The sequence below is a fragment of the Synechococcus sp. 65AY6A5 genome (genome assembly GCF_002760415.1).
In the GTDB taxonomy this organism is placed as follows: Bacteria; Cyanobacteriota; Cyanobacteriia; order Thermostichales; family Thermostichaceae; genus Thermostichus.
Window position 1 is genome coordinate 1,354,552 of sequence record NZ_AXUW01000001.1, and the last position, 26,504, is coordinate 1,381,055.

General features: G+C 56.8%; 23 protein-coding genes and 1 pseudogene. 11 read left to right on the top strand and 13 right to left on the bottom strand.

Translation table 11 applies throughout. The features are described from left to right. Positions 1–822 (bottom strand): glycosyltransferase (locus SYN65AY6A5_RS06460; protein ID WP_143597144.1); only part of this gene is annotated, 822 nt, incomplete at its 3' end. A 171-nt stretch (positions 823–993) separates the two neighbouring features. On the opposite strand from SYN65AY6A5_RS06460, the gene SYN65AY6A5_RS14385 reads away from it, so the two are divergent. From SYN65AY6A5_RS14385 to SYN65AY6A5_RS06475, 3 genes are all read left to right on the top strand, one after another. Then, positions 994–1,137: a hypothetical protein gene (locus tag SYN65AY6A5_RS14385; protein WP_011432125.1), complete on the top strand. Its 144-nt coding sequence runs from the start codon at positions 994–996 to the stop codon at positions 1,135–1,137. 175 nt (positions 1,138–1,312) lie between these two features. After that, positions 1,313–2,632 (top strand): 2OG-Fe(II) oxygenase, encoded by a 1,320-nt coding sequence (locus SYN65AY6A5_RS06470; RefSeq protein WP_240530998.1) that lies wholly within the window; start codon positions 1,313–1,315, stop codon positions 2,630–2,632. A gap of 17 nt (positions 2,633–2,649) precedes the next feature. After that, on the top strand, positions 2,650–3,600 hold the full coding sequence (locus SYN65AY6A5_RS06475) for a glycosyltransferase family 2 protein (protein WP_099884093.1): 951 nt from the start codon (positions 2,650–2,652) through the stop codon (positions 3,598–3,600). 109 nt (positions 3,601–3,709) lie between these two features. Here SYN65AY6A5_RS06475 and SYN65AY6A5_RS06480 read toward each other — a convergent pair whose 3' ends face one another. Further along, complete coding sequence (locus tag SYN65AY6A5_RS06480) at positions 3,710–4,243, bottom strand: prepilin-type N-terminal cleavage/methylation domain-containing protein (protein WP_099884095.1); 534 nt, start codon at positions 4,241–4,243, stop codon at positions 3,710–3,712. 203 nt (positions 4,244–4,446) lie between these two features. Here SYN65AY6A5_RS06480 and SYN65AY6A5_RS06485 point away from each other — a divergent pair, with 203 nt between their 5' ends. After that, entirely contained in the window at positions 4,447–7,383 is a 2,937-nt protein-coding gene (locus tag SYN65AY6A5_RS06485; protein ID WP_240530999.1) for a methyltransferase domain-containing protein, read from the top strand. Between the two features lie 81 nt (positions 7,384–7,464). Here SYN65AY6A5_RS06485 and SYN65AY6A5_RS06490 read toward each other — a convergent pair whose 3' ends face one another. Together SYN65AY6A5_RS06490 and SYN65AY6A5_RS06495 are read right to left on the bottom strand one after the other, a co-directional pair. Beyond that, positions 7,465–7,983, bottom strand: coding sequence for a phosphoribosyltransferase domain-containing protein (locus SYN65AY6A5_RS06490; RefSeq protein WP_099884097.1), 519 nt, complete (start codon positions 7,981–7,983; stop codon positions 7,465–7,467). 65 nt (positions 7,984–8,048) lie between these two features. Further along, positions 8,049–8,969, bottom strand: coding sequence for a branched-chain amino acid transaminase (locus tag SYN65AY6A5_RS06495; protein WP_099884099.1), 921 nt, complete (start codon positions 8,967–8,969; stop codon positions 8,049–8,051). Between the two features lie 202 nt (positions 8,970–9,171). Here SYN65AY6A5_RS06495 and SYN65AY6A5_RS06500 point away from each other — a divergent pair, with 202 nt between their 5' ends. Continuing rightward, complete coding sequence (locus SYN65AY6A5_RS06500) at positions 9,172–9,591, top strand: PepSY domain-containing protein (RefSeq protein ID WP_240527698.1); 420 nt, start codon at positions 9,172–9,174, stop codon at positions 9,589–9,591. A 202-nt stretch (positions 9,592–9,793) separates the two neighbouring features. After that, complete coding sequence (locus SYN65AY6A5_RS06505; RefSeq protein ID WP_099884544.1) at positions 9,794–11,227, top strand: hemolysin family protein; 1,434 nt, start codon at positions 9,794–9,796, stop codon at positions 11,225–11,227. Between the two features lie 4 nt (positions 11,228–11,231). On the opposite strand, the gene SYN65AY6A5_RS06510 is transcribed toward SYN65AY6A5_RS06505, so the two are convergent. After that, positions 11,232–12,767, bottom strand: coding sequence for an aminotransferase class I/II-fold pyridoxal phosphate-dependent enzyme (locus SYN65AY6A5_RS06510; RefSeq protein ID WP_099884547.1), 1,536 nt, complete (start codon positions 12,765–12,767; stop codon positions 11,232–11,234). A gap of 122 nt (positions 12,768–12,889) precedes the next feature. On the opposite strand from SYN65AY6A5_RS06510, the gene SYN65AY6A5_RS06515 reads away from it, so the two are divergent. Next, the gene (locus SYN65AY6A5_RS06515) at positions 12,890–13,456 is read left to right on the top strand and encodes a DUF2854 domain-containing protein (protein WP_099812264.1); all 567 of its coding nucleotides are present in this window, start codon (positions 12,890–12,892) and stop codon (positions 13,454–13,456) included. A gap of 193 nt (positions 13,457–13,649) precedes the next feature. Here SYN65AY6A5_RS06515 and SYN65AY6A5_RS06520 read toward each other — a convergent pair whose 3' ends face one another. The 4 genes from SYN65AY6A5_RS06520 to pilM form a co-directional block, all read right to left on the bottom strand. Further along, complete coding sequence (locus SYN65AY6A5_RS06520; RefSeq protein WP_240530482.1) at positions 13,650–15,725, bottom strand: AMIN domain-containing protein; 2,076 nt, start codon at positions 15,723–15,725, stop codon at positions 13,650–13,652. Positions 15,726–16,051: 326 nt separating this feature from the next. Then, positions 16,052–16,774 (bottom strand): hypothetical protein, encoded by a 723-nt coding sequence (locus SYN65AY6A5_RS06525; RefSeq protein ID WP_011429877.1) that lies wholly within the window; start codon positions 16,772–16,774, stop codon positions 16,052–16,054. Beyond that, a complete protein-coding gene (locus SYN65AY6A5_RS06530; protein WP_011429876.1) occupies positions 16,774–17,478 on the bottom strand; it encodes a PilN domain-containing protein in 705 nt (234 codons plus the stop codon). Before SYN65AY6A5_RS06530 ends, SYN65AY6A5_RS06525 begins: the two co-directional genes overlap by 1 nt. Before the next feature lie 63 nt (positions 17,479–17,541). Then, positions 17,542–18,624 carry a type IV pilus assembly protein PilM gene (gene pilM, locus SYN65AY6A5_RS06535; RefSeq protein ID WP_240530483.1) on the bottom strand — a complete coding sequence of 361 codons (1,083 nt, stop codon included), beginning with the start codon at positions 18,622–18,624 and terminating at the stop codon, positions 17,542–17,544. A 249-nt stretch (positions 18,625–18,873) separates the two neighbouring features. Here pilM and SYN65AY6A5_RS06540 point away from each other — a divergent pair, with 249 nt between their 5' ends. Then, positions 18,874–20,031 (top strand): iron-containing alcohol dehydrogenase family protein, encoded by a 1,158-nt coding sequence (locus tag SYN65AY6A5_RS06540; protein WP_240531000.1) that lies wholly within the window; start codon positions 18,874–18,876, stop codon positions 20,029–20,031. A 20-nt stretch (positions 20,032–20,051) separates the two neighbouring features. Here SYN65AY6A5_RS06540 and SYN65AY6A5_RS06545 read toward each other — a convergent pair whose 3' ends face one another. The 3 genes from SYN65AY6A5_RS06545 to SYN65AY6A5_RS06555 form a co-directional block, all read right to left on the bottom strand. Further along, the gene (locus SYN65AY6A5_RS06545) at positions 20,052–20,990 is read right to left on the bottom strand and encodes a DMT family transporter (protein WP_240527702.1); all 939 of its coding nucleotides are present in this window, start codon (positions 20,988–20,990) and stop codon (positions 20,052–20,054) included. A 249-nt stretch (positions 20,991–21,239) separates the two neighbouring features. Then, positions 21,240–22,358 (bottom strand): glycosyltransferase family 9 protein, encoded by a 1,119-nt coding sequence (locus SYN65AY6A5_RS06550; protein ID WP_011429872.1) that lies wholly within the window; start codon positions 22,356–22,358, stop codon positions 21,240–21,242. A gap of 112 nt (positions 22,359–22,470) precedes the next feature. Continuing rightward, a complete protein-coding gene (locus SYN65AY6A5_RS06555; RefSeq protein WP_228375449.1) occupies positions 22,471–23,244 on the bottom strand; it encodes a hypothetical protein in 774 nt (257 codons plus the stop codon). A gap of 34 nt (positions 23,245–23,278) precedes the next feature. Between SYN65AY6A5_RS06555 and SYN65AY6A5_RS13825 the strand changes: the two genes are divergently transcribed. The 3 genes and pseudogenes from SYN65AY6A5_RS13825 to SYN65AY6A5_RS14770 all read left to right on the top strand — a co-directional run. Beyond that, a complete protein-coding gene (locus SYN65AY6A5_RS13825) occupies positions 23,279–23,518 on the top strand; it encodes a hypothetical protein (protein WP_011429871.1) in 240 nt (79 codons plus the stop codon). 203 nt (positions 23,519–23,721) lie between these two features. Then, positions 23,722–25,005 (top strand): DUF4912 domain-containing protein, encoded by a 1,284-nt coding sequence (locus SYN65AY6A5_RS06560; RefSeq protein ID WP_099812268.1) that lies wholly within the window; start codon positions 23,722–23,724, stop codon positions 25,003–25,005. A 164-nt stretch (positions 25,006–25,169) separates the two neighbouring features. After that, positions 25,170–25,353 (top strand): annotated as a pseudogene (locus SYN65AY6A5_RS14770) (hypothetical protein); the annotation flags it as partial. A 24-nt stretch (positions 25,354–25,377) separates the two neighbouring features. On the opposite strand, the gene SYN65AY6A5_RS06570 reads toward SYN65AY6A5_RS14770, so the two are convergent. After that, a complete protein-coding gene (locus SYN65AY6A5_RS06570) occupies positions 25,378–26,418 on the bottom strand; it encodes an anthranilate phosphoribosyltransferase family protein (RefSeq protein WP_099884103.1) in 1,041 nt (346 codons plus the stop codon). Between the last annotated feature and the right edge of the window lie 86 nt (positions 26,419–26,504).

The following is a 26,504-nucleotide window of genomic DNA, read 5'->3' on the forward strand; positions in this document are numbered from 1 at the left end:
GGCTTCGGAGTTGTAGGTGTCGCAGTAGGTGCCGGGCGCCAAAAGTTCGTCCAATCCTGAGGCGAAGGAGAGCTGGTCAGTAAGCAGAAAGCCCCCTGCAGAAATCACTTCCAGGTTCCTTAAGTTCAGATCCCCATTTTGGCTGCAGTTAAAGGAAATCAGAGAATGGGCAAACCATTTGGCTGCCTCTTGGCGGTTGGCTGTTTTGATGAGGATGGGCAAATCTGCATTCTTTATGGCTTGAACCAGCCGGCAACGCCTGGGATGGCGGGATCCCTGTTGGCCGATAAAGACCACTTGATTTTCTCTATCTTCCACCCAATCGTGGGTAACAGTGCGCATGGAGATAAGAGGCAACCAGGCAAGATTCTCAGCGCCTGCTGCGGCAAACCAGTGCAAATGCTGGAAGTTATAGGCAGTAGCGACGTAATCAAAGCCTTCAGTAGCCCAGTAGGCCAAGAGATGGTTGATGGGAAACTCCCAGTGGTGGGTGTCTCCAGCCAGTAAAACAGTTGGACAGCCAAACTTTTTGGTATTAAGAGGATTGCTGTAGTCGAAGCTCGAAGTCCAAACAACAACTAGGTCAAACTCCTTATTTGTAATTTGCTCAGACTGCTGCACAAAGTCATAGAGGTCATAGTCTCCCTCTGGGCACTCCACCAATTCCTTAGAGAGATTGACAAAGTTTAGTCCAAAGCCCTTGGCTCTCCTCTTGGGGCAAAGACTGACCTGCCGATCTGAAAGCTGCGGGGGCGGGATATAGTCTGGCGGAGTTGGCCAATTGAGGAGAATTCGCGGAGCATTGGCCTTGATGTCTTGCATTTCTCGACTCCCCAAGTTGAGCGGCAGGTTCTTCTAGATCCTACAGGCTACTAGGATTGGACACAACAACAAGGGATCTCTGTTGCCCTGGAAAACGATAAGCCGAGAATAGGTTATAAGCAACCTCATGGATCCCTGTCTGCAAGAGCCGAATCCAGTTTACCTGCCTGGATGGCCCCTACCCAAGACGAGCTCTCCTACGACAATGGCATACCCATGGAAAGCTGGCGGCACACGTGCCAGATGGACTTGCTCATCTCCACCACCCATGCCGAGCGAGGTTTTGAGGCTGTACCCAGCGAAGTGGGAGGGTAGGAGGCCACCTGGATTCTGTGGGCCACTGCCGCTGGGGAACTGATGCCTGCCAAGGCTGAACTGGAGCAGCAAAGGGCTGAGCGCCTGGCCTAAAAAGCGCCTGGCCTAAAAGTTGTGAGAACTGGGGGTGGATCCGGGTACATTAAGCTAGAGCAGACGTCAGGGATCCCTCCCCATGGATTGCCAAGACCTTGCTCAGGATCTTCTCCTAGAACTGGAGCAAGCTCAGAGTCTCACCCAGCTCCTAGATTGGGCTTTAGCCTGCCTTCCTAGCCAGCAAATCTTCTGCCAGATTGGCTGGGAAGAGTCCGCAGCTGTTTTGCAGGCAATGCTTCGCTATCCTGAAAAGTTAGCAGTGATTCTACGGAATCCCCTACAGAGCTCATCCGAAAAGTCAATCAGCACAGAAGATATCCAAACCCAAATTTCTCAGTTGGGATTAGAAGAACGGGTTCTACTCCTAGAAGGCCCCATTCCTGCCCTTTTGGCAGATCTCGGTCAATGTTTCCCAGAGACCCAGATTGGCGTTTGTTTCTGGACTGAACTCACGGACTACCGTACCTGTCTGCTTCAGTCTTTGCTACTGCGGGATTACTTGGCCGACTCAGCCCTATACTTGGTCAACCATTGCCGCTACGGAGCCATAGCCCAAGCCAACCTAGATTTGATGGGGATAGATCCCAGTTTTCATCTGCAGAAGGTTTTGCCCAATCTAGGCCAAGGGATCCATCTCCTCACTTGGGATCCCCAGCGCAAAGGCTTAAGCGAACGAGACCTGGCTTACATCCAAGCAACTGCCCCTGGATTATTGCTATCTACCAGTCCACTGTTCCTCACCTTTGCTCAGCCGGATCCACCGGAGCCAGCGCGGTTTTATCCCTGCAGGTACGTTAAGCTAGATAACTTCCTACCTGCTGAAGTCAACCAAGCAATTCTAGAGCATGCCATCGCTCACCAAGATAAGTTTATCCCCTCCAGAAGCTATAGCCAAAACAACACCGAAGCTGAGTCACTGAAGTTTCGGCGATCCTTACGTCTGGATTATGCTTATTTTCAAGAGTATGGATCCCTGCTGAGAGAAAAAATTGCGGCAGTGGCTCCCGATATCTTTGTTAAGCTTGGTATTGAAGATTTTGATATTCAAATCTTTGAAATGGAGATGGTTGCTAGCCATGATGGTTGCTACTTTACCATGCATGCTGATAACTCCTACCCGCAAACCGCTTTTCGACAAGTGAGTTGTGTATATTACTTTCACAGAGAACCAAAGCCCTACCGAGGAGGTGAGCTGCGTATCTATGACACGCAGAGGCAGAAGCCACACCCACCAATCCTGTACGGAACCTATGACGAGGTGATCCCGACCAACAACAGCATCGTCTTTTTCTCCAGCAGTTGCCTACATGAAATCCTGCCGGTATTTAGCCCTAGCCAAGCCTTTGCCGATAGCCGCTTTACTATCAATACTTGGCTAGGAGCCAAGCAATTCACCTAAAGGCTTGCAGCTCCACCATGGCCAGAGTTTGCATAATTACCACTGTTCGGGATCCAGGCGTGTGCTTGGAGTCGTTCATTCGCTATCACCTTGCCCTTGGAATTGCCCATATTTATATCTTCTTTGACGATCCAGAGGATCCCGCTATTCAGGTAGCACTTCAGTTTTCCGATGTAACGGCTATTCCCAACGATGAAGCTTTGCAAGTTCAACAAGCATTGGGGAATGTTCTCTACCCAAAATATGGCCCTCATGTTGGCTATGAGGTCATGGCTCGTCAGATCCTTAACGTAGAAACTGCTATACAACTTGCCCTGGATCAGGGCATGGACTGGATTCTTCATATTGATGGAGATGAGCTTTTTTATCCTGGCCAGATGATGGCTTTGGATTGGTTTGATCAAGTAAGCGACGATATATTCCAGGTTACGTTCCTAAACCACGAAGCAGCTCCCGAAGCGTTTGAGATCGAAGACTACTTCCGCGAGGTCACTTTATTTAAGAGAAACCCTGCTATTTTGGATCCCGGATTCTATACCCAGTTTCAGAAGATCTCTAGTAAGAGTCAATACTTTTTGGCTTACCAGAATGGAAAGTCAGCAGCTCGGATCTATCCCTCTCTTCTGCCTAACAGCGTACATAGCTTTGATATTCCAGAATGTCATACCTTGGTAACATCATTCCCCTCTATTTTGCACTACTTAAACTGCGGCTTTCAAAACTACTATAAAAAGTATGCTCAACTGGGAAACTTTCCCGACTACTGGTGGCGCTCAAAGTCTAATCCTATTCGGGTTCCCTTTCACTTGGCCTCACGGGATGCCTACTGCTCAGGAGATATGGCTTGCATGGCAACCCTCTATCAAGAGTTCGTACTTTATGACAATCCTGCAATCAACCAGAGCCTCATCGAAAAGGGTATTCTTACTCGCATCTCCTACCCATCACAGTTACTGTCCTCGCTCTAGTTCACTGGTTTAGCCTAGAGCCCTTGCCTACTCTTGAGGGAGACTGGAGCAACTGAAATAAAAAAGCTCCCCACAGGGAGCCACGGAGTACATAAAGTAGAGATAGAAACTAGTCAAAGACGTTGCAGCTCTTACCAACAAAGGTAGCCGCAGTAGCCACAACTGTTTCCTTTGATCCCAGCCCAATCGAGCATTGAATTTTGTTGCCAGAAGCGTTGATGTACTTATTGTTGTTTGCTGTGGTGTCCCAGCGCATTCCCTGAGGCGAAACAGAAGAAATCTCGGTGGCCACTGGTGTCTCGTAGTTGGGAGCGCTCCACGGGTCATTCATGTATTTATCCTTCTTACTGCCGCAGTAGCTTGTGGGGCAGCCGTACTGAATCGTAGTGTAGTCACTAGGATACTGGGAGAAGTCCAGCCGATAGACTTCAGAAGCACGACCTACCGCAGTAAGAGCTGCCTGGGCTTCAGCCGTACGGGAGCGGCGCACTTGGTTTAAGAACTGCGGGATCGCCACCGCCGATAGAATACCGACGATTACAATCACCACCAACAGCTCAATCAGGGTGAAGCCCTTGGCTTTGGAGAGAATTTGCTGAGCCAGCTTGGCCCGCAACAGAGACTGACGAGACTTCGCACTCATGGTACTCGATCCTTTGACAACCTAGAGAGTTAACCGTGCAGGTTACCTGCCGCTATTAACTTACCCCGCTGGCGGGCAGTTCATAACAGTCCCCTCCCACGGAGTGCAATTGCGGATCTCTGCTAGGGGCAGCCCAAAAACCGGTGGTCTAGCTGAGCTGGCTGCAGCGGGGCAAACTAGGACTAGTGCTCTCCTTCCCACCCATGAACCCTACACTGCAAGCCCAGATCCTGGAAGCTAGGCAACTGCTTCAGCAGGCTCCCAATGCCTTTGCAGAGTGGCTGGTGGCTTTCTACCGAGAGCAAGACGCAAAGGGTTGGCGGGAGTTTTTGCGGGGCTTCTGTGACCTCCCCTCATCTTCATTGGCTGATGAGTCGGCTTCTCCCTCTGAGCCAGAGGCAATCACCCTATCGGCGCTGGAGCAGGCCTTGGTTGCCAACCGGCTGAACCTTGCCTACCAGCTCTACACACCTTTGGTAGAAGCAGGAATCCTACCGGCGGAGAAGGTGGTAGAGGTGTTGCTATCCTTGGCAGAAAGCCTGGAAAAAAGCTCCACTGAAGATTCGCAGCAACAACGTTTCCAGGTTTGCCTGAAGCTGCGCGAGCTGGCTTTTGAGCTGGATCCATCCCGGCGGGACAACACCCAGGTTCTACTGTTGCGATCCCTGCAAGCTCAAGACGAGCTGGCCGTGGGCTTTTACGGGCAGGCTTTGGCGGAGCAATTGGCCAGTTTGGGAGAAGAGCAGACCCTAGACATTACCCAGGAGCCCCTCCTGACTCAACTTCTCACTCGGCTATGGGATGACGGCTACCTGGATCTGTTCTTCGAGGTGGCCACAGCTTTACAAGCTCGTCTTTTGGAGGACCAGAAATCCGGATTTGCTGCTTTGCTGGCCCAGCTAGCCAATGCGGTGGATCCCGAGCAGGCGAAGCGCTATGAAGGTTTGTGGACGATAGAGGACTTAATCGGTGACTTTTTTCAGAGGGCAGCCCGCGCCTTCTTCCGGAACTCTACCAGTGATGGCTATTCCATTTTAGGAGAAGCTCTCATCACGGCGGCCGAGAGCTCACAGGTGCAAGAGAACTTTACTCTTCGCCTATCTCTTCTGTCAGAATCCATGGAGAAATTGATCCATGCTGCACAGCTGGAACGGGTAAACTTTGTTATCCAGAAAATTATAGACTTAATTTTATCGAGGGAAGCCGACTTAGGATCACTAAGAATTAACGATGAAAATCTACTCGAGAGTCTAACGATTGCTAAAGCCATTCTGTTTCGAGTTTGCTTTTGTTGGAGTTATCTAACTGATGATCGCTCTCTGATTCGTCATTACCAACAAATTGGTGGTAGAATCTTTAACGACTGCCTAAGCTTAATGGCTTCTCAGCGAGACTTTCTTTGGTCGGAATATTGGCAGAAGAATCAGCAAGACTACTGCGGATCTGGCAGAACTAAGCGAAAGCTGAGGGTAGGCTTTCTGGGTAACTGCTTTCAGCGACATTCGGTTGGCTTTCTCAGCGAGGCTACTCTCAGGAGCCTATCTCGCGATCTTCTGGACGTTGTCTACTACTACTACCAGGGGTGGAAAAATGAAGATATGGCCAGTCATGACAACATGTACCAAAAATTTCGCTCTCACGAAAATCTCCATTTTCGCTTTTTTCCAGAAGAAACCAAGCCGCCTCAAGTAGCTGCCCAAGCGCGTGAGGATCGCATCGATATCATGGTTTTTATGGACTCCCTTACCAGTCACGATGCCAGCATCGTAGCAGCTTTGCGGGCCGCTCCTATCCAAATTGGTTGGCTTGGCGGAGATGCTGTCGGTTTGCCGGAATTTGACTACTTCTTTGCCGATCCCCATATCCTTCCTGAGGAGGCCCAAGCTGACTACCATGAAAGAATTATTCGCTTGCCCAGCTACTGTGCTGTTGATCATCTGGACGTCTGTGCTGCCAACGAGGTAGACTTTAAGACTGGTCTGAGAATAGAGCCGAAAAATGTTGTTTTCCTAACCGCAGCTAGTGCTTACAAACGCACTCCCAAATGTATCGACGCTCACCTGCAAATCTTAAAGGCCGTTCCCAACGGAGTTTTGATTGTCAAAGGATCAGGAGAAATTGCTACGGTTATTAGACACTACCAGGAAAGAGCCAAAGAGCTGGGCGTTCTCGATCGCGTCCGATTTCTTGCTCGAGCCAGCAGTGTGGAAGAGCATCGTGGCCAACTAGCCTTAGTGGATCTCGTTCTGGATACCTTCCCCTACACAGGTGCAACCCACACCATGGAAGCTCTCTATATGGGTGTGCCAGTCCTTACCCTAGTGGGCAGGCATTACTATGGCCGAATGAGTTACAGCCTGCTGAAAAATGTTGGCCTCGAGGATTGCATCACCTGGTCGGTGGAGGAGTTTATTGAGCGTGGGATCCAGCTAGGCAATAATCCAGAACGCTTGGCTAAAGCTAAGCAAACTATTCGAGATTCATATTACAGATCAATAGTATGGGATCCAAAGCGGTTGGCTAAAGCTATGGAGAGAGTTTTCTTCGAGCTAGCTTATGAGCATCAACTTATTCAATCTATTCCTCCTCTAGAAGATTGCCAAGCTGAGCCCAAGCCCGCTGAGTCTATTCGTCTTCATATTGGAGGTAAACAGCCTCATCCAGACTGGAAGATTCTAGATAGTCAGGTAGGAGACCATGTGGATTATGTTGGAAGCGCCATTGATCTCAGTCAATTTGAAGATAACTCTATAGAAGCCATCTACGCTCCCTATATTCTGCAGCGCTTTAACTACACACGTGAACTACCTACTGCTCTCAAAGAGTGGCACCGGGTTTTGCGCTTTGGGGGCCAGTTGATGATCAGTGTCCCAGATATGCCTACTCTCTGCCGTCTTTATCTGAAGGATGAAGTTTCTTTAGAGCAGAGGTTTCGCATTATGCGTATGATGTTTGGTGACCAAGTAGATGAGCAAAACTACCATAAAGTTGGCTTCTCGTGGGAATACTTATTTGCTTTACTTGCTCAGGTAGGTTTCAGGGTTATTCGAAAGGTGGACAGATTTGGGCTGTTCAATGATTGCAGCGATATGGTCTTTCTCGGGGAACCAGTTAGCCTAAATGTAGTTGCAACTAAGTAGGGGTGCAACTTCAGCAACCGGAATACGGTGTATTGAGCCGCTTGTCGATCTAAAAGCTTACTCAGGAGTTAGATTTGCAGTTTAACCCAAAGAGCGCAGGGACTCCATTAGCTGCTGGGGCGTCATCTGCTCGTAGGGCTCAAAGGGCTGGTGGATCCAAGGGTTATCCGGCAAGTAGTCCACATAGTAATCCGGCTGATAGATGGAAGCTGCTTTGTACCAGAGCACGCCGGTGCGGATTTCCTCGATGTAGAAGCCGTAGTGGTGCTTGAGCCAGTGGACAGAGCGCTTTAGGGTCATGCCAGAGTCTGCCAGATCGTCCACCAACAGCACGTGGCTGCCCAGGTTGGCGGTGGTCATGGCTAGATCCCGCGAGAAGGTCAGTTGCCCCCGCTGGCGGTTACCGGGCCCAGAGTAGGAAGAGGCTGAGAGAATAGCCAGGGGCAGGTCGAAAAGACGGGCCAGGGTATCGCCAATGCGCAGCCCCCCCTTGGCAATACAGACGATTTGGTTAAATTCCCACCCGCTTTCGTAGACTTTGACGGCCAACTCCTCGATTTTGCGGTGGTAGTCGGCCCAGGTAATGGAAATTTCGTGCAAGGGATCCCCCTCTACCCATCTAGAGTGCTCAGTTTAATAATGACGCTTCTCCCCTCGACTAGGGACTAGCTTTCTTTCAGAGGGATCACCTTCACCCAATGGGCATAGGCGGGATCCCGATTTTCGGTAATTGCCGTCAGCTTCTGCCGCAACTGCTCGGTGATGGGGCGGGAGGAAGGCAAGACGTACTGCTCGATCTGGCGAATGGGGGTGATCTTGGCGGCAGTGCCAGTCAGGAAAGCTTCATCGGCAATCAACAGCTCCGACTTATCGACAGGCCGTTCTTGGGTAGGGATCCCCAGATCACGGGCCAGGGTGAGGACGCTGTCGCGGGTGATCCCTTCTAGGATGTCCTGGTCGAAGCTGGGGGTAATCAGCACGCCGTTGCGCACGATGAAGATGTTCATGCCCGAGGCTTCGCTCACTTTGCCCTGGGAGCTGATTAAGATAGCTTCGTCGAAGCCAGACTGTACTGCCTCGGTCTTGGCCAGGGAGGAGGTAATGTAGGCACCAGTGATCTTGCCCCGCAGCGGTAGGCTGCGATCCTCTTGGCGGGCCCAGGAGCTGATGCGGCAGGTGACTCCCTCCGGCGAGAGGTAGTCTCCCAATTCCAAGCCGTACACGAAAAAGTCTTTCTCGATATTGTGCAGCCGCGGCGAAATGCCCAGGTCGGAGGTGTACACCAGGGGGCGGATATAGAAAGAGGTGGAAGGGCGATTTTTCCGGATCAGCTCCACAATGACCTGCTCGATCTTCTCGGCGGGCAGATCGAAGCAGAGCAGGCGAGCACTCTGACTCAGCCGTCGGCAGTGGCGATCCAGGCGAAACACCAGCACCTGATCTGGGTTTTGCGGATCGGGGATCCCGCGCAGGCCGCCAAACGCTGCCGTCCCGTAGTGCAGAGCATGGGTGGCAATGGAGATCTTCGCCTCGGCAAAGGGGACGATCTGGCCCTGAAAGTAGGCGTAGGGCAGAAAATCGGGCATGGTCGGCACCTACTGCGGTGGGGAAAGATGTAAGAGTAGGAATATTATCACCGATGGAGGCAGCGCCGGCAGCACTCGGGAAGATATATGCACCGCAGGGTTTTTTAGCCAGTCCATTTCTGCGAGGGCTGCGGCGGCAAATAGCTTCTAATCTACGAGGGGCTGACGAACTACACCCTATGACGCAAGGAGCCCACTCCCCTTGCGAAGGCAACAATGCTCTTTTTGGCAAGGCTTCTTTCACCCCGAGGGTGGTAGGGTAAGAATGTGGTTACTCAAACAGTTGGAAATGAAGCTTTCAAAACCTTCTGTTGCTTCCTTGCTTTTGCTGGGCGTTTTGCCCCTCAGCAGCCCGATGCTAGGGGTAGGCGAAAGCACAGAGGCAGCTTTTGCTCAATCTCCTGCTCCAGCCGTCCGCATTGAAGAAGCGATTCAGATTGCTCGATCTGCTGTTCCCAATGCTGTGATCAAAGAAGTTGAGTTGGAGCGCGAAGATGGGCGCTTAGTTTGGGAAGTAAAATTCACCAACGATGTTGAAGTCAAGATCGACGCCACTAGCGGCGATGTTGTCGATATCGATGACTGCACGAACTGGGGTAAGCGTTGCCGGAAAAAGCGGTAGTTGCCACTGCTTGATGAATGCTTGATGAAAAAGTAGCAATCTTGAGAACTGCAAAAGCTGGGGATCCCGTTCATTTGGGCAGGGGGAAGGTGTTCGCATAATAGCCGCCCGATGGCTGAGGCCAGTTTAACTGCTGGCCAGGGGCAGGTGGTCGAGTCGGTCTGGGCTAAAATGCTCTCTATCCGTCTTGCTGCTCCCCCTGATGGACGACCCTCCTTTAGCCTCGGCCCCCAGCCCTGAGTTCTCTTGGGGAGAGGCGTCTCTCAGTCTCCTCTGGGTTATCGCCCTTCTCCTCATCAACGCTTTTTTTGTGGCGGTGGAGTTTTCCTTGGTGTCGGCGCGGCGCTCCCGCATGGTGCAGCTGGCCAGCGAAGGGAACCGCCAGGCGGGGATTGTGCAAAAGGCCCAGGAACAGTTGGAGTATGCCCTCTCCACCGCCCAATTGGGCATCACCCTAGCCAGCGTCCTGTTGGGCTGGATCGGGGCCACCCAGGTTGCGCCGACGCTGTTTTTGGCCTTGAGGCAGTTGGCTTGGCTTCAGAATGTGGATCCCGCCCTTATCCGGGGAGTGGCAGTGGTGGTGGTGTTTTCGCTGCTCACCTATTTCCAAATTGTGGTGGGAGAGCTGATCCCGAAAACTCTGGCCATTCTCTACTCGGAGCCGATTGCGCTGCAACTGGCCTGGCTTAACCGCTTGGTGAGCCGCTTTTTGCACCCTTTCGTGGAGCTGCTCCGGTTCTCCTCCCGCTGCTTGTTGCAGCTTTTTGGCGTCCGCATCCCGGAGGCCACTTCTTTTTACAGCACCATGACAGTGGAGGAGCTGCAACTGCTGATTGCCTCGTCGGTGGAGTCGGGCAACATCGAGGCGGAGGAGCGGGAGCTGTTGAGCAACATCTTTGAGTTTGGCGAGACAGTGGCCAGCGAGGTGATGATCCCGCGCACCAGCATCGATGCGGTGCCGGAGACGGCCACGGTGCAAGAGGTGCTGGCCGAGGTGGCCGAATCGGGGCATTCCCGCTACCCGGTCTATGGCGAGTCTTTGGACGACATCCGGGGGCTGATTCACGTCAAGGAGCTCATTGGCGAGCTGGCCAAGGGATCCCTGGATTTGCATAGCCCTATCACCCCCTTTATCCGCGAGGCCCACTTTGAGCCGGAGAACAAGCCGATTGCCGAACTGTTGCCGGAGATGCGGCAGCACCACTGGCCGATGGTGGTGGTGGTGGATGAGTTCGGTGGCACGGCGGGCCTGATCACCATCCAAGACCTGGTGGAGGAGATCGTCGGCAAGCTCTCCGATGGCCCAGATCCCAAGGCGAAGGAGCCGGATATTCAGGAGCTGGACGAAAATACCCTCCTCATCCAGGCCCAGTTGGACATTGAAGAGGTCAACGAGCGCTGCCACCTCAACTTGCCCCTCCACGAGGACTACCAGACCCTGGGGGGCTTTTTGATCTACCACCTGCAGAAGATCCCGCGCGTGGGGGAAAAGTTTACCTACCAAGACATGGAGTTCCAGGTGGTGCGCATGGAAGGGCCGCGGGTGGATCGGGTGAAGGTCGTCCGCCACCGCCGCAGCTCTCCCAACCCCCTGCCTTCCCTGCCCCCTGCTCAGACGGCGCAGCCGGGCACTTGAGGAGCTAGGTTTTGACGACCTTGAGGGTCTGCAGCCGCACATCTTCGGGGCCGTTGATAAAGCCGCCTGCCTCGTGCACCAACAGCAGATAGTCCACCGCTTCCTGGGTCACTTCTTCGCCGGGCACCAGGATTGGGATCCCAGGGGGGTAGGGGGAGATGATCTCGGCACAGATATGGCCCACAGCCTCCTGGAAGGGGATCCGCTCGATGGGGGCGAAGAAGGCCTGTCGCGGCGAGAGCCGTTGCGGCGGCAGGGGAGGGCGTTTTAACTGGGCCAGGCGCCGCAGTTTCTCGGCCAGCGCCAGCGAGGGCTGGGATCCCTGCGCCTGCTCCGACAAGGCGGCCACGCTCTCCACCAGCCGGTCAATATCCCGCTGGGTATTGCCGAGGCTAACAATAAAGACCACGTTGTGCAGGGTAGACATCTCCGGCTGCACGTGGAAGTGCTCGTTGACCCAGTCATGGGCGTCGAAGCCAAAAAGGCCCAGCCCCGACACCGTCACGGTCAAGCGGGTGCGATCCAAATCGAAAAAGCCGGGAGTGGAGCCAATGCGTTCCGGGCCAAAACAGAAGATCCCGGAAATACGGTTGAGGCGGGCGCGGGCCTGATCCGCCAAAGCCAGGGCTTGGCCCAGGAGAACTTCCCCTTCCAGGGCCATCTGCCGCCGCGCCACGTCCAGCGACATCATGAGCACGTAGTTAGGGCTGGTGGACTGCAGCAGCTGCAGGATGTTGCGGACTCGGTTGGGATCGACTCGGGATCCCTTGAGGTGCAGCATCGACGCCTGGGTCATGCCGGAGATGACTTTATGGGTGGACTGCACCACCAGGTCAGCCCCGGCTTCCAAGGCGGAGAGGGGCAGTTCTGGGTGAAAGCCAAAGTGGGGCCCGTGGGCTTCGTCCACTAGCAGAGGCAGGTTGTGGGCATGGGCAATGGCTGCCAGCGCTTCTAAGTCGCAGCAAACCCCATAGTAGGTGGGGCTGACCACCAACACGCCCTTGGCGTCGGGGTGTTCTGCTAGGGCCCGCTCCAAGCCAGCTGGGGTGATGCCGTGGGCGATGCCCAGCTCCAAGTCAAAATCTGGCTCAATGTAGACGGGCACGGCCCCAGAGAGGATTACGCCGGCGATGGCCGACTTGTGACAGTTGCGCGGTAGTAGGATCTTGTCCCCTGGGTCGCACACCGCCATCACCAGGGTTTCTACGCCACAGGTGGAGCCGTTGACCAAAAACCAACTGCGATCGGCGCCGTAGGCCGCTGCAGCCAGCTCCTGGGCCTCTCGGATCACGCCATCGGGATCGTGGAGGTTGTCCACCTCCGGCAGCTCCGTCAGATCCGCCCGGAAGACGTTCTCTCCCAGAAAGGCTCGCAGATCGGCAGCGATCCCACGTCCCTGTTTGTGGCCTGGCGTGTGAAAAGGAGCCTTATCCAAGCTGCAATAGTGGCGGATGGCCTCAAATAGAGGTGCTCGCTCCTGGGCTTTGCGATCCAGCGAGCGCAAGCAACGAGAGGTTTTGGACAGATTGGACAGAACCACAGACCACTCCTCAACACACCAGGTGGGCATTTTGTGATTATCCATCCCAATGGAGGCTAAGTCCACCGCTGGCGCTTTTCCTGCTAGCCTGGGTTTTCAGGTGGCCTTTCTTCCTCTCCTGTATGTTTGAAAAACTGCCCTTCCCCCTGAGCACTCTCGTGTTGCTGGCCGGCGTTGCCGCCACGGCTTGGGGCTTTGCCCACTACAACGATCCCACCCTCAATCTCATCGGCCTGTTTGCCGGGATCCCCTTGCTGTTGGGAGGGATAACCATGAAGGTAGTGGAACTCAAGCCGGTACCTGCCCTGGCTGCCCCTTCTCTCGAGGTGATCCAAGCCCGCGCCCAGCAGGCCACGGAAATTCAAAAGCAAGTCCGCGCCGATATCACCAAATATAGCTACGGGGCTAATGCCCACCTGGAAGATGCCCTGGAGTTTCTGGGTCTGCGCGGCCCTCTGGAAGCAGATCTGCCCAAGGTGAGAGGGTACAGAGAAGAGCTGCGAGATGGCCGGTACACCTTAGTGCTTCTGTTCGATTCCCCCAAGGTTCCCTTCCAACAATGGCAGGAAAGCTACCAGAAAAAAATGCAAGGCTTCTTTGGCCGAGATGTGGAGGTGCAACTGGGGCAGCCCCAAGAAAATCAGGTGGAGTTGGCGCTTGTTGCCCGAGGTGGATCCCAGGCCACTTGAAGAAGCCATTAGCTGCTGAATGCAACTCAACGGATCCCGAAGCTAATGCAGCCAGTAACTCAGGACTGTCGAGAGTTAACTCATGAGGGGTGTGGGGAGCTATGGGTCCTGCGCTGTGCCTGTAGTATCAGTGTTGGGAGGATATCACGAAACTTGGCAGTTCGGCATAACCCTATTTTACGGATTGGGAATTTTACGGATTGGGAGGAAGACCAAAAGCAACATTATCATCCATAATGTAGGGCGTTAGCATGAAGACCACCTCATTGCGCTCGTTATTCACACTCTGAGATCGGAACAAAGCACCCAAAAGAGGCAAGTCGCCTAGGAAAGGCACTTTTTGAACGTCAACAGTGTCTCTGTCTTGAATGAGGCCAGCAATAATAAAGGTTTGCCCATCTCTTAACCTGAGCTGAGATGCTTCCAGCCGCCTTCTGTCGATGTTAAAAAGTTGAATGCCTGCAAAGTCTCCGCCTTCCAATACTTGAATGGGTACAGGAATAGAAATTTCCGGCTGAATGGTCAGGGTAACAAACCCATTGTCATCTATCCTAACTTCTGAGACGTCAAGGATAACCCCAGCATCCTCTCGCTGCAAACGCTGAGTAACAACTGGAGGCTGGTTTTCGCCCTGGGGTATGGTGATGGTTTCAACGTTAACAGGCACGCTGGTTGCAATGCTAATTCGACTGGATCCGCCATCTGCCACCACAACTTTGGGGTCAGTTAGAATTTTTCCAGTTCCATTTTGTATTGCAGACTGCACTCTTAGAGCCAAAGACTGCTGCAGCCGGTTGAGAGTGTTAAATATTCCCGTGATGGATCCTGATGGGCCTGCAGGGCCGATAGAGCTTACCGAGGATCCCGCAGGTTGATTGAGCGGTTGACCACCAAAATTGGCGTCTCCCAAGGTTCCAAGGGCAAAGTTGCCAGATGCCCCTCCCAAGTTAACTGATAAGCTTTCGTTTTTGTTCAAGCGAATATCAACTGCTCTCAGGGAAATCAAAACCTGTCGCCGACGCACATCCAATTGGGCAATCTGAGCAGCCGCGATGTCCTGCTGCCGCGAGTTGCCGATCACCGTAATGGAGTTGGTGCGCTCGTCCACAACGAATTGGGCACCGGGAGCAACGGCGTTCAAAACTTCTTCCAGCCGACTGGCCAAATCGGTGGCGACTGCCTGATTCACGCGGTAATTGCGCACCAGGATCTCAGTCACCCCTGGCAGGTTTTGTCCAACAAATACGGTTTGGCCCCTTCGCTGGGCCTGCAACTGTTTTAGCCGCAAGATAAAGTTGAATGTCTCCTGTAAGGGCGAGTCTTGCACGTCCAGAGAGATGGTTAGATCGGGTGGGACGTCGTTGAGCACCACATTCAACCCTGCTCGCCGCACCAACAAGCTCAGCACATCGCCCACAGGAGCATCTTTCAAGGTCAAGCTAATCCTGGCATTGGATCCGAGATCCACTGTAGGTGGATCAGGCAGGATTGTGCCAACGGCAATATCGCCAGCAGGAGGAGCCACAGCTCTCCCCTGGAAGGGGGATCCAGTGGGCAAGCTTCCTGGCGGCAATTGCGGTTGGTTAAGCTGGCCCACGGAGGGCACCTGAGAAATGACCGGCCTAGGAGAAGCTGGCTGAGGAGTAGGAGCTGTCTGAGCTGGCGGGGAAGAGGGGGAGTTTTGGGCAAGAGGCTGAGGAGTAGCAGCTGCCACGCGGGGAGAAGGAGAGTTTTGAGCAGCCGGAGAAGAGGCAGGGGTTGCCGGTGGGGCACCAGGCTGAGCTCGAGTTGGCGAGGCTGGTTGATTGGGCACTACTTCTTGGCTGGGCGCTGCAGCTACAGGAGCTGGCAGGGCAGAGGGCAAGCCCTCAAACTCGAAGACCAACTGCGTTGGGCTACGCTGGGCCAGCAAGCCCTGGGGAGCTGCCGCAACGCCGGCAATTTCTATCCGCACGCTGTCATTGCCCATTTGCTTGGCCTCGATGAAGCGCACTCCCGGCAGGGGAGACTCCTGACGATAGCGACCTTGACCTCCATCCAGTTGGGCATTGGTGATATCCCCAATCCAAGATTGGCCCTGCTGGGTAAAGAACACCTGTGGACGGGCGCCCCCTGCGGTGTTGATCTCCAGCTTCATGCGGTTGCCGTGGGGCACCAGGCGGATATCGGTAATGCGGCTGAGGCTTTGTGGATTGGCGGAGGTCAACTGCTGGGCGGCGGCTTCATCGAGCTGGCTTTCCACAGCCAACAGGGGCAGTGAAAGGATCAAGCTCAATGCACATCCCCAGGCGACTCGACGGTTCATCATCCTCACACCTCACTCCGTTAGCCAAGCGTGTTTCTGCTTTACTTCAGCACGGGTTCACCCAGTGCTTCCCTAATCAAAGCCGAAATTTTCGGCTTTGCCACTACCTGCAGCCGCTTTAGGGGAAATTTTTCGATAGGCAACACTATCTGTGCTTTTCCCCAATGGTTCCCATTTCCCGCCCGTCCCCTCCAATCCCAGTAGCGAGTCTCTTCAGGTGGGATCCCGTGGGGAAGCGACACTCAAACGCAGTGTATAGATTGGCTACAGATTGGCCTTGCCAAGCCGGGCTACTGGCTGGGTGTTGGCTGTCCTCCCTCAGGAGGTGTTTGCCCTTCAGGTGCAGGAGCAGTGCCGAGAGGAACGCCTTTGTTGTAGTAGTAAGCAACCAGATCGAAAGCGGCGTCTAGGTTCTCTGTGCCTTGGCCAGGGTTGAGAGAGATGTTGCTCACCCGGAACAGAGCGCGAAAACGCTCGATGTCTCTCATGAGGTTGATGATGTCGGTGTAGGGACCCCGCAGGGTGACGCGGGTTGTCTGCAGTTGGATGGCTGGGGCGATGATGGCAGGCACTTCTGGGTTGTTCGAGGAAGCTGGCGTCAGAGGGGAAGGGCTGAAACTGAGCAACTGAGCATTGGGTTGTCCCCGCACCAGTCGGTTGAGATCGATCAGTTGCGTGTCGGCATTCTCGGGGGTGGCGAGCAAGGCGCTGATCTGTTGCTGCTGCACGCGAGCCCTCTCGATTTGGTTGGGCAGATCCTGTAAGCCGGCAATCTGGCCCTGTACCTCCTGCAACTGGCTGGTTTTTTGGGCTACCTCTCTTTCTAAGGCTTGCACCTCTCTAATCAGAGGACGGAGTTGGGTGAAGGCCAAAAAGCTCGCCGCGCCCAGGCCCAGGATCCCGATCAACAGGCCAATGCGAATAGGGGTCAGCTCGACCCCCAACAATACCGGCGGCCCTGCCGGAGGTGCCACCAGTTGTTCGTCGTGAAAACTTTCCACCGAGCCGGTCATCAGTTCCCCTCCACTTGACGCAAAATGCGGATCTTTTCCACCAAGCCTATCGCTCCCCGCTGCTCCAGCTCGCGGGTCAACTCCGGGTCGGGATCCCCTATGGTTCGAATAGTAACCGTTAGGCCGTAGGTGACGCTGGGTTCAGTTTCAGGGGTGCCCTCCACTCGAGAGGCACTGTTGAGAACGGCACTGGTTACGAAGTTGGAATCCAGCAGAGTGAGCAAAAAGTCGTTCACCAAGGGAAAATCCAGCGCCCCGCCTTGGATGTTCACAGTATCGCCAGAGGCGCTGATGTTGGTTATCCATACCCCTTGCCCAGGGATCCTGCGCCGCAGTTCTTCTAGAATGGCCGACCAGGGCTGGACGGATCCGAGAAAAGAGCGAAACCCTTCCGTCTGGGTGCGAATGGTTTGCAGTTCTTGGCTGAGGCCCTGGAGTCGGGTCAACTCGGCATTGGCTGTGCTGAGTTCACCGTCGAGGCGGGTTCGCTCTGCCCTCAGAGTATTCCGCTGACGGGAAAAGCTGTCTTGGAAATACAAGAAAGCCCCCATGGCCACAGCAGCCACGGCAACCCCCAGACCAATGGCCAAAGCCCAGCTCTCAGCTCCGGCGGCAGTTTCCGGGCCAGCCACCACTCCCCCTGTCTGAACTGTGGTGGGAACCTCCGGTCTTTCTTTCAGAAAGTTGATCTCTGGTGTGTACATCTCACCGCCTCGCTCATGGTTGGGTATTGCGCTTAGGGGATCCTCTTGGGCGGATCCCGAAGACTACTTGCTGGCTTCCCGCATGGCCAGCCCCAGGGCCACTCCCATCGCCGGTCGCTCCTCCAAGGGCACCTCGATTGAATCCGGTATCAGGATGCTGCCGAAGGGATCCGCTAACTCTACGGCCAGGCTCAGCGACTGCGACAAGAAACCATCCATTTGGCCAATAGCCGCCCCCGGCCCAGCCAACAATACCTTCACCACAGGGGAGTTACTCTCTGCGCTGGTAAAGAAATCAATGGAGCGCCTCAGCTCGTCCGCCAAATCGGAAACGACCCGCGCCACGGCTGCCACGCCCGGGTTACTGGGAACCGGTTGCTCTCCCGTGGCCAAAACATCGGCGGGGTTGATCAAGGGTAACCTTAGAGTTCGCAACAGGTCGCCGGTGCGGCTAACCGGCAAATTCAGGGCCTGGGCTAGCACCTGCCGCATGTGAATGGTGCCGATGTTGACGGTGCGGGTAAACTGCGGGATGCCGTTGACCAAGATGCTGATCTCGCTGCTGTCGTAGCCGATGGAGCTGAGCAACACCGCCTCTTGGGGGCTGTACTGGATGAGTTGGTCACGGATGGTGCGAATGAGGGAGAAGCTGGCCAGCTCCACACAGCGCGCCTTCAAGTTGGCCGCCTGCAGCACGGCCAGGTAATTGTCCACCACCTCTTTGGGGATGGCTGCTAGCAGCACCTCGATGCGCTCAATGCCATCCTGGGAAAGGTCTAGGCCCAGGGGCTGGTAGTCCACATCCGCCTGATCCCGGGGGTAGGGGATGTAGAGCTCCGCCTCCTGTTCTAGAACCACCCGCCGCAACTCATCGGCAGGCAGGTCAGCAGGCAGGCGAATGAGACGGACGATCGCCTCTCGCACCGGCACCGCGGTCGCCACTGGCAAGCTGGTGGGCACCTTGTATTCGTTTAGTAAGTTGGCCAATGTCAAGCCAACTGTGCTCGGATCAAGAATGCGCCCCTCGATCACTGCCCCCTCTGGCATTTCCACGCTGTGGTAGTGAACCAGACGATAGCGACCATTGCCCTGCTTCTTGACTTGGGCAACAGCAAGGCGCTCGGGATTGATATCTACCCCAAGCATGGTTTGAGTTTTGGAGCCACCAAGAAAGCCGAACACGCCCTGCCCTCTGCGCCACTGCTAGACGCATACTACCCAATTTGTCTGGGGGTTACCACCATTTGCAGTTGACTGCTGGCAAAGATTTGTGCTAGCTGACCCTCCCCTGCCAGGGATCCCAACCCGTTCCAAGCAAGCGAGGCTTGCCTGTAGCTACACCCTAGATGGGAAAGGCAGAACTTGCGGCTAGAATCGTAGTCTGTATCTATATATATGGACACTGGGCTGACCCTATCGCCCCTCTTTGAAATGCTGAGAACTTGTGAATTCGACCTGGCCATTCCGGCCCCAGGCCGGCTATACCGCGGCAGCGGCATCCTCGAGGCTGTCCCCCTGACAGCTCTGGGATCCCGCGTGTTGGTGATCGGGGGGGAGCGCTCCCTGGCCGTGGCCGAGCTGCCCCTGAAGCGCAATCTGGGGCGGGATCCCGCCGTTCAGGTTTACTGGAGCACCTATGGTGTCGACTGCAGCGAGTCGGAGCTGGCTCGCCTACAGGCCCTGGCCACGGCAGAGTCCGTAACCGGCATTGTAGGGGTGGGGGGCGGCAAGGCCCTAGACACGGCCAAGTTGGTGGCCCATCGCTTGGGGATCCCGGTGGCGACGGTGCCCACCTCCGCCGCCACCTGTGCCGCCTGGAGCGCCCTGTCCAACATCTACTCTGACACAGGTGCCTTTCAGCGGGATGTGGCTTTGGATCGGGCACCTGCCGCTTTGATTCTGGACTATGAGCTCATCCTGCAGGCCCCGGCGCGCACCCTGGTGGCCGGGATTGGAGATGCCTTGGCCAAGTGGTACGAGTCTTCTGTCAGCAGCGGCGCCTCGGAAGATGCCCTGGTGATCGGAGCTGTGCAGCAGGCCCGCGTTTTGCGGGATTTGCTCTTGCAACAATCGGTGGCGGCCTTGAGGGAGCCGGGTGGCACGGCTTGGAAGCAGGTGGTGGATGCCTGCATTTGCCTGGCGGGGATCGTCGGCGGCTTGGGAGGGGCCAAGTGTCGCACCGTGGCCGCCCACGCCGTTCACAACGGCCTAACCCATTTGCCGGGACACCGGGCCACCCTGCACGGGGAGAAAGTGGCCTTTGGCATTTTGGCCCAGCTCCGCCTAGAGGAGATCCTGCAGGGAAGCCAGTTGGCGCTGGCCGCCCGCACCCAGTTGCTGGCGTTCTACCGCCAGGTGGGGCTGCCCCTCAACTTGCGGGATCTCCACCTCGACCACCTGGGATCCGCCGAGCTGCTGCAAGCAGCCCAGGTGGCCTGCCAGCCAGGCTCCGATATCCACCACCTGCCCTTCCCCGTCAGCCCGGAAGCCCTGCTGGTGGCTCTTACCACCACCGACCTGACCAGCTCCAGCCCCGCCTTGCTGCGGCTTTAGGCCCGCCAGCCTCTGCCACCTTAAACTTTGCCGGTACGGGCCTGAGTTTTCCTCACCCGCCGCCGCGCCTCGCCGTAGGCCCCGGAGGTGGCGCCTGCCAAGATCAGGGCTCCGCCCAGCCAGGTCCACCCATCTGGGAGCTCGGCAAATGCCCAGAAACCGATTAGACTGGCCCAGAGCAAGCGGGAAAAATCCAGAGGCAGCAGCATCGTCACCTCAGCCAGCTTGTAGGCTTGGGTGAGGGCCACCTGGCCCAGGCTGCCCAACAGCCCCATCGCTGCCATCCACAGCCACTGCTCCGGCGAAGGCCAGGTCCAAACCCAAACAGCAGCCAAGAAGGAAAGGGGGGTCTGCAACAGGCCCATGTAGGCCGTGATCGTGAGGCTGGACTCGGTGCGGGCGAGGATCTTGAGCACAATGGTTACCCAGGCAAAGAGCGCTGCCGCCGCCAAGGCCAGCCCCGTTCCCAAAGAGAACTCCCGCAAGCCCGGCCTCAACACCACCAAAGCCCCGACAAACCCCAGGCCCAACCCCAGCCAGCGGGAGGGGCGCATCTGTTCGCCCAATACCCAGACCGCCATCATGCCGGCAAACAAAAGCTGGACAAAGCTCAGCGCCGTGGCCTCTGCCAAAGGCAAGAGGCTGGCCGCCCAGAAGGAAAGCAGCATCCCCACCGTGCTGATTGCCGAGCGCAGGAGGTAGAAGCTCATCTTGGCGGTGCGCAGCGAGTGGATCCCTGCTCGCAAAAGCAGCGGTACCAGGGCAAGAAACCCGAATAGGTTGCGCGAAAACACAATCTCAAAAGGGTGCAGGGCAGGCGTGTTGAGGCGGATGATCGCCCCCAGGCAGGCAAAGCAGAAGGTGGCCAGCAGCTTCAGGGCAACCCCTTGCCAAGCCCTCTTGTTTCTCCGCTCGGCAAGGTGATCCACCTGGTGGCGATACCCCGTCCCCAAAGTCACAGCTCACACCCAAATGGTTTAGGCACAGAGTTTTCAGCCTCGGGCTCTCAGCTTAACCAGGCTCCTAGGGATCCGGCTGCGCTTCTGGGCACTCCCTGCCGTCCACTGGCCCATCTGATCGGCGGGGCGGGGATCCCTGGGAGCTATGGCCATCTCAAATAGCCATGAACAAGTTGTTCCCTCGCTCCACAGCTCCCCTCTCCCAGAGGGAGAGGGGCTGGGGGTGAGGGGAGAGACGGGCTGGAAGGTCTAGGTCTTCTTCAGGATCTGTCGGAGGTAGGCAATCACTGTCTCTGGCTTGAGGTGGGCCATGCAGGGGTGGCCTTCCACCAGGCAGGCTTCGTTTTTGAACTTGTTTTCTGCGCAGATCCGGCATTTATAGGAAGTCTGGGTAACGTAAACATGGGGCAGGCGTGGAGCCCACAGCCGCACGGGGCTAGCTCCATCGCCATCGGCGTCGTTGCCAAACAGGGCAATGGTGGGGCAGCCCACGGCCGCCGCAATGTGCATCGGCCCCGCGTCCACGGAAATACAAACCCGCGCCCGCTTCAGGGCCCCGGCCAACTCGAGGAGGCCGGTCTTGCCCCGCAGGTCGATCATCCCCGTCTGGATCAGGAGTTGGTCTTCGCCGTCGCCGTGGTAGAGGGATCGCTGTAGCTCGGGGGCGCTGCCAATGAGCCCCACCTGCAAGCCCTGCCCCTGGCACCATTCGATCACCTGGCGCCAGTACTGCAAGGGCCACATCTTGGCACGGCGGGTGGTGGTGATGTGCACCAAGACTTCCGGTACTGCAAAGTCGGGATCCCGGCTGGGCAGCTCCAGGCGGAAAAAGTCGGTCTCTACGTAAGCCAGGCGGCAGAAGATCTCGGCGATGTAGTTGCTAGTGAGGATATCTTTGTAGCGCTGCAAAAACGCCAGGCTGTTCCAGTCGTCGTCCTGGAGCATGCGCTGCACCGGGTCGGAGCCGGGATCCAACTTGCGGCGAAAATCCAGGGTCAAGCCGGCCCCGGCAATGTACCGGGGTCGCAGGGCCGTCACCGCCACCAGGTTGAGCTCGCTGAACTCGTCGCAGTTGATGGCCAGATCGTAGGGCCCGGCCTGGGCCACCCGATCCCGCACTGCCGCCGTCAGGGCCTCGAGGTAATCGGGGCGGCGGCTGTAGAGGGGGAAGCTGAAGTCGATATAGGGACAGTGGAGCTCAAAGTCGCGGGTGGTCTCGCTGCCGAAAAAATCCAGGACACAGCCGGGGTATTTCTCCTTGAGGCCGCGCAAGAGGGGGACGGTGACCACGAAGTTGCCCACCTTGCTGGAAGAAAATACCGCTAGGTGGGGCCGTTCCCGCAGAGGCTGGTTGGCAAACCGTTGCATAGGGTTGGGATCCCCAAAAAAAGCCGTTTGCGTCGGCGGTGCGGAGCACGTTTGCTAGGCTAGCATCCCCAGATCCCCTTCGCGGCCAGCGCCGGGATCCCTGGGCCAGACTTTAAGGCCGGCTGGCTTGGCTGCCATCCCAGATGACCACCACGGCAAAGCGATCCAGAAAGCCGCTGCTGGCGTTCATCTGGCGCAGGTTGAAGGCGTCTTCGGCGGAGATCACCAGGTCGTAACCCAGCGTGCGCATGGCGCGAAGGCGGTGGGGCCGTTCTCCAATCCGGTTGACCAGCGAGCGGGCCTGCTCTTCCGAGGTGGTGTAGGCGGCGGTGCCCTCGCTGCCCACAAAGGCGGCGTTGAGGTCTTGGCCAAGGTTGATAGGCGGGTAAACAGGGTTGCCGTCGGGATCCAAAAGGCGCATCGACTGGCTGGGCAAAAAGTCCAGGCCCCGCGCATCGACAATTAACCCAGTTACCTGGGGCTCTCGCCGCCGGGATCCCGCCTCTAGGCCAGTTCCACCCCCTGGGCCCATCCCTGAGCCAGGGCTGGAGCCGCGCACCCCGCTCTGGCCGCTGCCGGGCCCGATCACGTCTCCCTGTCCAGAGCCAGAGCCGCCGCCGGGGCTGGTGCCCAACTGCCGCAACAAGTCCAGATCGAAAATCGGCCCTTCCGACCCTGCGTCCTCGACAGGAAACGCCGACTCTACGTTTTCTACCTGGTCGGGAGTGACCGGACGCCAAGGCGTTTCTTCCGGGAGGGGTTGTTTCTCAACCGCTGGGGCAGGGGATCCCCCCTGGAGGCGGTAGAGGGGAGGAAACAGGGTTTGCGCTTCAACAGCTTCCCCCGGCCAGACCAGGATCCCCAGCGCTGCCCAGATCGCTCGCATCCCTGCACCGTGAGTCCTATCTTTCCACCACCTCATGCCCACACCTCTTGGCCTGATAACCTGCGGCTCACCCTTCCCCCATGCTACCCAGGCAAGGCCGGTGCGGCAGGGGATCCCGCGCAGTCCTCTTTTGGACTGGAGAGCAGCGGCTGATGCTTGGCCGCCCATCCGCCGGCAAGGGCGGGCCGCAAGCCCATTTTGGGGATCCCTGACTCGAGATGGCGGGGAAAACGAGGCTTTGATCCCCAGCGATCCCCAAGCTCTTGACCAATAGGCAAAAATACGTGAACATAAGTTCATCATTCCTTTGATCCCCGTTGATCCCGACCTATGGTCATCAGCGGTTGGAAAACGCCAAGCAGGCTGTTACCCCAGTGGGCCAGGGGTTGCCCTTAGCCACAAGCTGGGATCGGCCTTTGGGTTAGCCAGTGGAGTGTGCGCACAAGCCCGATCTGTTGAGGACAGGAGACCCCGACCATGCCACAAGAGCGGATCCCGTTGGAAGAGATGACCATCCGGCAGTTGCGAGAAGAAGCTGCCCGCTACCAGATCCCCAAGTACAGCCGCATGACCAAGGATCAGCTCATCCAGGCTGTCCGGGAGGCCCAGGCCAAAGCTGGCCGCCCCGCCGATACAATGCCGGAGCCGAGCGGCCAAGAAGCGGTGACTGGCACCAAGTTTGTCGGCCCAGGGCGTAGCAATCCCGATCTGGTCGATGTGGACAAGCCGCTGGGGGATTTGCCGGATGGCTATGGCGAAAGCCGCATCGTTTTGCTGCCGCGGGATCCCCAGTGGGCCTACGCCTATTGGGATGTGCCCAACGAGGCTAAAGAAAGCAAGCGCCGCGAGGGAGGGCAGCAGTTGGCGCTGCGCCTCTACGACGTAACCGATATCGATTTCGAACGCCAGCCGGCCCACAGCATGCAGGAGTACCCCTGTGACGAGCTGGCCCGCGAGTGGTACTTGCCGATCCCGGTGAGCGACCGCTCCTATTTGGTGGAGATCGGCTACCGGACCGCAGATGGCCGCTGGCTGATGTTGGCCCGCTCGGCGGCGGTGATGGTGCCGCCAGTCTTTCCCTCCGACTGGTTTGAAGAGCACTTCCTGACGGTGCCCTTTGACATGCCCCTCCAGGGCCGCACCCTCTACCAGCTCACCGAGCCCTACAAGCGCAGCGCCACCGGCATGGGCGTGGTGGCCTACAAAGGCGACGAGCCGCAGCGGCAGAGGACGGCGGATCCCTTCCTGGAGATGGTGGGCGGCTTCGAGGCGATGCGGGTGGCGGGATCCCTGTTTGGCAGCCACCAGATGGGCAGCCGTCAACTGGTGCCCGAGCAGGCCATCAGCTCGTTTATTATCCCGTCGGGCGTGGGCATGATGGGAATGGCTATGGCCATGGCCGAAGTGCCTGCTGCTCCCTGGATGGCTTCCGGGTCGGGACTAGGGCTGTTCTCCGGCGCTTCCGAAGTCCTGCCGCGGCGCTCCCGCAAGTTCTGGCTGGTGGCCGATGCCGAGCTGATTGTCTATGGGGCCACGGAGCCCGATGCCACCGTCACCATCGGCGGGCGCAAGATCCAGCTCAACCCCGATGGCACCTTCCGCTTCCACATGGCTTTCCCGGATGGCAACATCGACTTCCCCATCTTTGCTGTGGCTGCCGACGGCGAGCAAAACCGGGAGATCCACATGACCTTCGACCGCCGCACCCTCTCCCGCCGCACCAACACCAAGGAGGAGGCCATCGAGGAGCTGTTGCCCTAAAGGATCCAACCTTCGGCTTCTCGCCCCCTGGAGCTGGCCGGGGGGCTTTCTTTCCTGGGCTGGAGAGCTTGACTCTAGTCATCGAAACAGGGGATCCCAGCCCTAGGAGAGCATGACTCTAGTCAATAATAAGCTCAACTATACTGAAAATAATGTATAATATGTTCAGTACGGATTACTACCAGTTGATCTTTCTGTTTACTTTCGAGTCTGCCAACATGGTAGCCAAAGCAAAGCAGAAAATTGGTAGTAAGACGACACGGAAACTGCGCTTTGGGTATTCTACTCAAAGCTTTGCGGGATACCGCCATTCTGGTTGGAAACAAACAGAATGCTATCGCTGCATAGTTGAACAGTGATGTTCAGCAGTGTTCAGCGTAAATGTATCAGGTCAACCACCTGGATCAGTTGTTTCAGCTTCTCCATCACCCGTCCAGAGCGAAGCAGGTCTTCCGCCTGTTGGATCCCTTCTGGCAAGGATGGGGCGTGGCCGAGGAGCCACAGATAGCTGCCCCCATTCCAGAGAACGGCTGGGGTGAGTTCACAGGGATCCCCGCTGAGCACCTGCTGCATCTGTTGGAGCAGCTCTTTCTCGCCGGAGAGGGGAATCTCCGGGCCTGCCAAGTGACAATCGCGAGCCTTCAAGAGCAGCCGTTTCCCGCCCTGGTTGAGAATGGCCGCCCGTTCCCGCGGCAGGTCGCAACTGCCTTCCAAACCTTTGACGGTGGTAAATTGCCGGATCTCCCGCAGGGCAAACAGCTCCAGCATCGTGGCCTCGGTGGGCGGATGCACGTACCCGGCCACCAGGTGAAAGGGGCCTTGGTAGGGTGTCCAGACCAGCTCCAAGGTGGCCAAGGGGGGGCGCTTGCCGATTTGATCCCGGTAGTCCATCAGGGCCTGAGCCTGGGGAAAACAGGTGGGCAAATACAAAAATCCCAGCCCGGTTTGTTCCAGCAGTTGCCCCACCCGCTCCAGGGATAGCCCCCGCCAATCCACCCCCAAGCTCCGCCACACCGCTTCCAAGGGCAGCCCATACTTGGTGGGACAGAAGCCAGAGCCATGCAGCAAAACGGCTGACCCTGCCGCCGCCAGCAGCAAAGCCACCAGCACCCCCAGCGGCGCAGTCCGCGAGCGGCCATCGTAGGGATGGCCAAAGATGATCAAGGGATGGGGCAAATCCCGTTGGGGCAGAAGAGGGCCGTCTTCTGCGTAGGCATCCAACATACCGGCCAGCTCTTCGGCAGTGGGGCGCTTGATGCGGTGGGCAATTAAAAAAGCCCCGATCTGGGCGGGAGTGGCCTCCCCCCGCAGGAGCATTCGAGCAGCGCTGGCGGCCTCTGCCCGGCTGAGATCCTGGTGGGTGTGGGTGCCGCTGCCGATTTTTTTCAACAGCTCGCGAAACTCTTGGCTCATAGCATCGGCGGTCGGGAGCGCTGGGCTACCCAAGTAGGGGGAGATAACGGCGGAACACTTGCAACTACCGATACAGGTATTTGACA

Coding starts and splice junctions, on each gene's coding strand:
- SYN65AY6A5_RS14385 (WP_011432125.1), top strand. CDS start 994: ATGGCCCCTACCCAAGACGAGCTCTCCTACGACAATGGCATACCCATG.
- SYN65AY6A5_RS06470 (WP_240530998.1), top strand. CDS start 1,313: ATGGATTGCCAAGACCTTGCTCAGGATCTTCTCCTAGAACTGGAGCAA.
- SYN65AY6A5_RS06475 (WP_099884093.1), top strand. CDS start 2,650: ATGGCCAGAGTTTGCATAATTACCACTGTTCGGGATCCAGGCGTGTGC.
- SYN65AY6A5_RS06480 (WP_099884095.1), bottom strand. CDS start 4,243: ATGAGTGCGAAGTCTCGTCAGTCTCTGTTGCGGGCCAAGCTGGCTCAG.
- SYN65AY6A5_RS06485 (WP_240530999.1), top strand. CDS start 4,447: ATGAACCCTACACTGCAAGCCCAGATCCTGGAAGCTAGGCAACTGCTT.
- SYN65AY6A5_RS06495 (WP_099884099.1), bottom strand. CDS start 8,969: ATGCCCGATTTTCTGCCCTACGCCTACTTTCAGGGCCAGATCGTCCCC.
- SYN65AY6A5_RS06505 (WP_099884544.1), top strand. CDS start 9,794: ATGGACGACCCTCCTTTAGCCTCGGCCCCCAGCCCTGAGTTCTCTTGG.
- SYN65AY6A5_RS06515 (WP_099812264.1), top strand. CDS start 12,890: ATGTTTGAAAAACTGCCCTTCCCCCTGAGCACTCTCGTGTTGCTGGCC.
- SYN65AY6A5_RS06525 (WP_011429877.1), bottom strand. CDS start 16,774: ATGACCGGCTCGGTGGAAAGTTTTCACGACGAACAACTGGTGGCACCT.
- SYN65AY6A5_RS06530 (WP_011429876.1), bottom strand. CDS start 17,478: ATGTACACACCAGAGATCAACTTTCTGAAAGAAAGACCGGAGGTTCCC.
- pilM (WP_240530483.1), bottom strand. CDS start 18,624: ATGCTTGGGGTAGATATCAATCCCGAGCGCCTTGCTGTTGCCCAAGTC.
- SYN65AY6A5_RS06540 (WP_240531000.1), top strand. CDS start 18,874: ATGGACACTGGGCTGACCCTATCGCCCCTCTTTGAAATGCTGAGAACT.
- SYN65AY6A5_RS06550 (WP_011429872.1), bottom strand. CDS start 22,358: ATGCAACGGTTTGCCAACCAGCCTCTGCGGGAACGGCCCCACCTAGCG.
- SYN65AY6A5_RS06555 (WP_228375449.1), bottom strand. CDS start 23,244: ATGCGAGCGATCTGGGCAGCGCTGGGGATCCTGGTCTGGCCGGGGGAA.
- SYN65AY6A5_RS13825 (WP_011429871.1), top strand. CDS start 23,279: ATGCCCACACCTCTTGGCCTGATAACCTGCGGCTCACCCTTCCCCCAT.
- SYN65AY6A5_RS06560 (WP_099812268.1), top strand. CDS start 23,722: ATGCCACAAGAGCGGATCCCGTTGGAAGAGATGACCATCCGGCAGTTG.
- SYN65AY6A5_RS06570 (WP_099884103.1), bottom strand. CDS start 26,418: ATGAGCCAAGAGTTTCGCGAGCTGTTGAAAAAAATCGGCAGCGGCACC.